This is a genomic window from Streptomyces durbertensis (assembly GCF_014156695.1).
In the GTDB taxonomy this organism is placed as follows: Bacteria; Actinomycetota; Actinomycetes; order Streptomycetales; family Streptomycetaceae; genus Streptomyces; species Streptomyces durbertensis.
This window is the reverse complement of the sequence record NZ_WMLF01000287.1, coordinates 1-6,929: the sequence shown is the minus strand read 5'-3', so window position 1 is coordinate 6,929 and position 6,929 is coordinate 1. Positions and strand designations below refer to the sequence as shown.

The 6,929-nt window shown below is 66.5% G+C and carries 4 protein-coding genes; all 4 read right to left on the bottom strand.

What is annotated here, in order from left to right; all coding sequences use genetic code 11:
• Positions 1 to 20: 20 nt before the first annotated feature.
• Complete coding sequence (locus GL263_RS18125; protein WP_182856770.1) at positions 21 to 1,100, bottom strand: SIS domain-containing protein; 1,080 nt, start codon at positions 1,098 to 1,100, stop codon at positions 21 to 23.
• Between the two features lie 738 nt (positions 1,101 to 1,838).
• Positions 1,839 to 2,294, bottom strand: coding sequence for a hypothetical protein (locus tag GL263_RS18120; RefSeq protein ID WP_182856769.1), 456 nt, complete (start codon positions 2,292 to 2,294; stop codon positions 1,839 to 1,841).
• A gap of 29 nt (positions 2,295 to 2,323) precedes the next feature.
• Positions 2,324 to 6,256, bottom strand: a complete 3,933-nt coding sequence (locus GL263_RS18115) for a DNRLRE domain-containing protein (protein ID WP_182856768.1) — start codon at positions 6,254 to 6,256, stop codon at positions 2,324 to 2,326.
• Between the two features lie 169 nt (positions 6,257 to 6,425).
• The coding region (locus tag GL263_RS18110) for a lanthionine synthetase LanC family protein (protein ID WP_323379457.1) at positions 6,426 to 6,929 on the bottom strand (504 nt) is incomplete at its 5' end.

Sequence of the window (6,929 nt, the reverse complement as noted above, 5' to 3'; positions counted from 1 at the left end):
TATAAGAGACAGGGGTGGGATCAGTGGGTCTCGGTGACCTTGGCGAGGGCGCGCGGCGCGTCCGGGTTCTGGCCCCGGGCGATGGTCACCTCGTAGGCCAGCAGCTGCAGCGGGATGATCTCCAGCAGCGGCTGAAGCTCCTCCGCCACCTCCTCCGTCGGCAGCACAAAGCCGGCCGAGGCCTGCTCGACCTGCTCGGCGGTGCCGAAGACGACAAGGTCCGCGCCCCGCTCGCGCAGCCGCTCCAGGACGGGCGCCAGCGCCGCCCCGCCCCGGCCGTCCGGGACGACGGCGATCACCGGGGAGACGTTGCCGACCATGGCCAGCGGGCCGTGCAGCAGGTCCGCGCCGGAGTAGGAGAGAGCCGGGATGTAGCTCGTCTCCATGAGCTTGAGCGCGGCCTCCTTCGCGGTCGGGTAGCCGTAGCCGCGCGAGGTGATCACCATGCGCTCGGCGAAGCGGTAGCGGGCGGCGAGCGTGCGGACCTCGTCCTGCCGGTCCAGCAGCGACTGGGCGAGGCCCGGCAGGTCCTTCGCCGCCGCGCCGTCGCCGCCGGCGAGACCGTCGACGAACAGGTACAGCGCGAGCAGGGAGGCGGTGTAGGTCTTGGTGGCCGGGAGCGCCTTCTCGGGACCCGCCATGATGTCGATGTGGTACTCGGAGACGGCGGCTAGCGGCGAGTCCGGGTTGTTCGTCACGGCGAGCGTGATCGCCCCGGCCTCCCGCGCGGCCTTGGTCGACGCCACCAGGTCCGGCGACCCGCCCGACTGGCTGACCGTGATCACCAGCACGTCCCGCAGATCAGGCCGGGCCTCGTACGCCGTCGTGGTGGACATGGAAGTCAGCCCACACGGCAGCCCCAGCCGGATCTCCAGCAGGTACTTCGCGTAGAGCGCGGCGTTGTCCGACGTTCCCCGCGCGGTGAGCAGCACGAACCTCGGCTTGCGGGCGGCGACGAGCGCGGCGGTCTCCCGGATGCGGGAGGCACCGGAGTCGAGGATGCGGCGCAGCATCTCCGGCTGCTCGGCCATCTCGCGGGACATGACGCTGCCGGGCAGCTCGCTCTGCTCGGCGCTGCCGTTCGGGGCGGTGGCGGACATGTGAGGTGCCTCCAGGCGGAGAGTGGGCGCGGTGGTCCGACTGCGTTTGTAACCCATTGAACCACCACTGGTCTAGTCCACTCACCCGTGAGCCGGCCGACACACCCCGTTGGTCGACCAGCGGGCGGACGCCGGGACGGGCCAGTCAGGAGACGAGTCGGCTGATGAAGCCCATCGCGGATAGGCGACTCCATACGCGTCACGCACGTACGCTGGAACATCCTGGGCGATGGCGAACCCCAGCTCGGGATACTTGATCACCCGCTGGAGGTCGCCGACGACCATGTCCCGAACGAGCTTCTCGTCACCGAGCTCGCGAGGTAGTCGTCCAGCCCGGCGCCTCCGACGCACACACTGCGCCCCAGGGCTCACCTCACTCGACACCAGCCCGCTGCAGACACGGCGAAAGCGCGGGTCAGGTCACGGCGGTCGTGAGGCCGCGTGGGACTCGAACCCACGACCAATGGATCGAAAGTCCTGGTCAGGACCACCCGGATGCATCCGGGTGGTCCTGCTCCATCCGGGGAGGCCAGGCCAGAACGCTCGGCCTGTGCCACGCCGTCCGGACGCTGACGCGCCGAATGCGCCCGTCCGCTCACGCATCGCTCACGCGTAAGCCTCCTCGGCCAGGTCTCTTTGCAGCCTGTCTGTCGGCACAGACATGATGTGGCGAATGAGGGACGCCACCCACGGATGGTATGTCCGTGGGTGGCGTCCCTCGTCATATTGCGCCGTTTCCTAGGGCTTGACGGGGTCGCCGTCGCCTAGTTGCAGCCACCACACGCGCCCGTCTTTGGAGAGCCCAATCCTCTGTTTGCTTCCATCAGCGAAGCTGAGGTCGACGTACGTGATGTAGGGCACGACAGGGTCGACCACGACCGCCTTGACAGGCTCGCCGGCACGTTCGCCGTACTGCGAGATCAGCTGTTGCGCCGCTTGCTCCCTGTCGGAGTACCAGGGAGCGCCGATACGAGCGAGGTCAGCGGCATCCCCGGCTTGGAGGCGCTGGACGTATACCTTGATCACCAGCTCGGTTTCTTGAGCCACCTCCTTCACGTCCGGGTAGCGAGACTTTTCCGGCTGAACCGTCACCTGGACCTTCGGCGCGTCCCGTAGTTCATAGGGCGTCGGGTCACGAAGAAACCACCACGCGGCAGCAGCAACGCAGACCGACACGGCCGCTGTAATAGCCACCGTTAGCTTGGATACGCGAGGCCGTTGCATCAGTACCATCCCGGCTCGACACGGACGATGTCCGCCCACGTGCCCTTCTCACTCTTCTTAAGGAAGACGTCGAGACGCTGATCCAGCCGGTTCCTGTTTTGCGCGCTCACGTAAGCCTTCCCCTTGGACATCTTGGTAACCACGCCGGTGTGGTCCCAGTTCCCCTTGCCACCCCACTTGAAGAAGACCACGTCACCGACCTTGGCGTGTTGCTGCTTGGTCTCCGTGTTCACCACTCCCTTGCTGTGCTTGTCAAAAAACCTACGCATGTGGTCGGCGACCGTCCAGGTGTGGGAGTTGAGGTAGTAGATGCCACCTCCCGAGTGTGGCGGCGCCATGTGCTTGGTCCGCCACCAGACATTGATGCTCTTCCTGTCCTTGCTCGTGCCCTTCATGCGCATGCCGCCACCGTGGTAGAGGGCTTTGGAGACGTAGTTGGTGCAGTTCTGACTGTATTCATGGGGTGCGTTGTAATTCGCCCTCGCCCACTTCGACGTGCCCTTGGCGTCGATGGTGGCGAACGGCGTGACAAAGAGCGGGCCTTCGAGACGCTGCTCTGAGACCAGGCCACCGGTTGAGGAGGACCGAACCGAGGGCGTCCCGTCCTCGACGGTTCCGTACGTCGTCATGATGAACGCCTCCTCACCTCGAGGGAGCCTCTGCTCGTACTGGGTTGCGTCCATCTTGCTGCGCAGCGAAGGGGTGTCTCCGGCGAACGAGAAGAGCACGATTTCCTCGCTCGTCTCCGGATCAGCAGGTGAGTCAGCGAGGAACCGCTGTTCTCTTACCTTGGCACGAACGGCCACCGAGCCGTCGCTGGCAGGCATCACCAGGGCGTCGGACACTGTCGAGGTGATGGATGTGAAGGTGAGGTCGTCGGCATTCAACGCATCCCGTGTGTCGATCAGCCACGACTCCTCCGCCTTGAGCAGCGATGAGTAGCGTGCGGCGTGAGTACGCCCGCGTGTGGCGCTGGCGGCGGTGTGATGGGCGCCAGTGGTCATCGATGCGCTGGCTTGCAGGTACTCCCGGACCGCTTGCACATACGACGCGCCGTCCGGCGAAGCGCTTACCGGCGTGATCGCTCCGCTGGTGACCCTTCCACTGGTGCCGTACGGGTTGGAGGCGGTAACCCGGAAGGTGTGCGACGTTCCGTTGGTAAGGCCGGTCAGCACTGCGTCCGTGCCTTCGGTGGTCTTCTTGGCGACCACCGCGCCTGTGGCGTCCACGGCGGTCACCTCGTAGGTGAGGACCGAGTCGTTGTACCCGCTGTCCTTGCTTGCGTTCCATGTCACCAGGGCACCGCCGTCTCCGGCGCGAGCGCGAAGTCCGGTCGGCGTCGACGGCGCTGTGGCGACTCCGTACTCAACCGTGAGCGTGGCCGAACTGAAGCTGATGCCGGCACCATTCGGTGCGTCCTTCGGCATCCGGAGAACGAGACCGTGGTTGACGTTTGCGTCGTCGGTCCAGCCCGTAACCAGCGCGGTGACGTCGAGCTCCCAAGGGGCAGTGGCCATCAGGTTGGCCTCGGGCGCACTGACGGCGTCCAGGCTGTCGCCTGTTCCCTCGGTCGTCCACTCCTCGTTGAGTGCGTGCACGGCCACCCGAGGTGTCGTCCCGCTTGTGTGGAGGTTGAGCACTGCGTTGGTCACCTGCGCGCCAGCAGGGAGCTTTGACAGGTCTGCCTTGAGGTACGTGCGCCAGCTTCGGCCCGATACCTCTCCGACTCTGAGCGGAGTGCCGGCCCGTCCGACGCACCCGCTATCCCCGACGCAGGCGCTTGCCGTGCTCAGTGGCACAGTGGCCGATGGCATAGGGACTGGAGGGGTCGGCAGGCCGCCGGATGACCCCGCTGCGATTGAGGCGAACGTGGTCCAGGCGGAGCACTTGCTCGAGTAGCAAGCCCTCATCGACCAGGCGAACGGGCCTGTTCCGGTGAGGCGGTCAGCCGGTATCTGGAAGCTTGCGCGCTGGCCGTTCTCGACGAGTTGGGTGCCCAGTGTTTCGGTGCCTTCTGGGTTCCGGAGGCGGAACTGGGCTTCGACCATGCCACCGTTCGGCGAGGTGACGATGCCGGAGACCAGCGGTGTGGGTGTGTCCGTCGCTCCGGTCTGCAACGCCGCGGGAGGGTCAGCGGGCGCAAGGGCGGTCGCGTCCACGCGGAAGACGGTCCAGCCCGACCAGGCCGAGGTATCGACCCCATCGCTGGTGCGGGCGCGCATGCGCAGGTGAGCGCCATCAGGGAGGGCTGAGGCAGCGGGGACCTGGACCGTGGCCGTAGCGCCCGGCGCAAACGCTGCGGTCTTACCCGTCCACGTGTAGGTGGTGTCGGCGAACGCCGGGTCTGGCTGCACCTGGAACTCGGTGACCAATGAGCTCTGCGCGTCGCTGTCGCTCACCTTTGCCCGCAGGGTGGGGGTGAGCGTCCCGGCAGTGGTCAGCATGGTGTCGGCTTTGAGCGGACTCAGGCCCAGCGCGGTGGGAGTCCCGGGAGCGGAGTTGTACGTGACGATCAGAGACGGCTCGTTTGCCGCGTCGTGCGATCCACTGACGTAGTTGGCGGACCGGTAGCGTCGCCAAGTGAGCGGATCGGTCTCGTCAACAGCGGCCAACCGCAGCCCGTGGTCAGGCTGGCCGTCAGCCCAGGCTTGGACGATGCCGTTGACGTTCCACGACACCTGTCCGGCAGGACAGGTTGAGTTGTATCCCTTTGCCGCCTTGGACACTGAGGCGGCGGCGGTAGTCGTGCTCGGCTGCTGGGACCAGGAGATGGCGGAAGGGTCCCAGTCGCTGGTAATCCGCCGAACCTGGATACCGGAGTTCGCGGTCGAGCACGAGGACGACCAGTGCGAGTACAGCCGTAGGCTCGCGTCAACGATGCGCTTGCCGGCGAACCGGGTGGTGTTGAACTTCAGGTACGAACGGGCCCGTTCGGTGCCGTTGTACGTTCCCGCCTTGAGTTCGGTTGATCCGCGCTGAGAGGACGGGTAGGCACGGTCCTGGATCCAGGTGTCGGTTGCGGGGCCCAGCAGCGTGTTGGTCGGGTCTACCACCACGGGGTACTTCACGCCTTCGTCCGCGAGGAACGAGTCATCCGGCTTCAGCACCAGAGTCTGCTCGTCCCGGCTGGTCTCTACCGACACGGCGACGTCCGTGACCTTCTCCGGCTCACCCGAGGCAGTCCCCTCGGCTGCACCCCACATGACGGGGACAGGTGCGGTCGCCACCTCGTCGCCGTCAGCGTCCTTCCAGAGCAGCCGCTTGTCCGCAGTCTTCTTGAGGTCAAGACCCTCAGCGACCACGGGTATGCGCAGTTCCACCTTCTCCTTCGGCCGCTTCTTGAGTACGAAGTGGTGGGAGAAACCTTCGGGTAGCGCGGTGAGCACGAGGTCGGTGTCGGGCTGCACATCGCGGTAGAGGGCAGTGTTGCCCCGGAGCGTGGGCCGGGGAAGCTCCCCGTCCCAGCCGATGCCGAAGCTCTGTTCACCCGCGCTCACCTGCGCGAGGGGGGCGCCTGCTCCACCCGAGAACGCTATATCGGTCGCGGCCTGCTTGGGCCGTACCACCCCGTCGCGGTACACCAACGTGGTATCGACCTTGCGCCACTCACCACGCGCGCCTCGAACCCGGATCGGACCTGTGGTCGACTCCTCCGTCAACGAGCCGTCCGGGTTGGCGTAGGTGGTCGAACTCTCGGTCCGCAGAGCCTCGACTTCAGAGCGTTCACCTGTCGCGGCTGCGCGCCTTCGCGCAGCGCCGATTGCAGCGTCCTCCGAGCTTTCCGAGTCAGCCGCCGCAGGCACTGCGGTAGGGGCCTCGGCGCTGGCGACGGTCTCCCCGGTCACAGCCCACCCGACCACCAGAGCACCTATGACGGCATGCGCTACATGCCGGGTCGGCATACCGGGTCTCAGTCTGTGAAGCTTCTTCATTTGTAACCCCCTTGGTCTGGACATGCAAAGAAGATCATCACCCCTCAGTCACCGAAAGTCCGCATCCGTGAAGAGATGAGACACACGTCACGGTTTTGAACTGCACGCGTCAGGGCCGCCACTTCACCGGGAGATCCGTTCGCTCACCAACCGCCTTGGGGCCAGGGCGTCACGAGAGAAGCAGGACAGCATCCCAGGTCGTGGTCCTGGGGTGAGCAAGGAGGCCGCCGTGGTCGGCGAGGGCGAGCGCTGTACCGGCAGTGCCGTTGAGGAGCCCTGGGGCAGCCGAGTGCGGCTGGGGAATCGCGACGTGGTGGGCCAGTTGGGGGTTGTGGTGCTTGGCGGCTTGGAGGATGCCGGCTGTGCCGTGGCAGAGGGTGGGGCCTTCGGTGTCCCACTGGTCGGGGTGGGTGGCGATGTGGTGTAGGGCGGCGGTGGCGATGTTGAGGATGTGGCGGTCGTTGAGGGCGTGTGCGGCGTGGGTGAGAGCGGTGGCGATTCCGGGGGTGCCGTAGCACCAGGCGGTGCGGCGGCCGGGGGCGTTGGCGGTGTGGGGGCCTGGTCCGGTGTCGAGGTTGGTGCCGCTGATGTGGGGTGGCCAGGTGTGGTCGGGCTCTGCCCAGGTGAGGAGCCAGTGGGCGGCGGTGGTGATGGCGTCGGGTTGGCGGGGGAC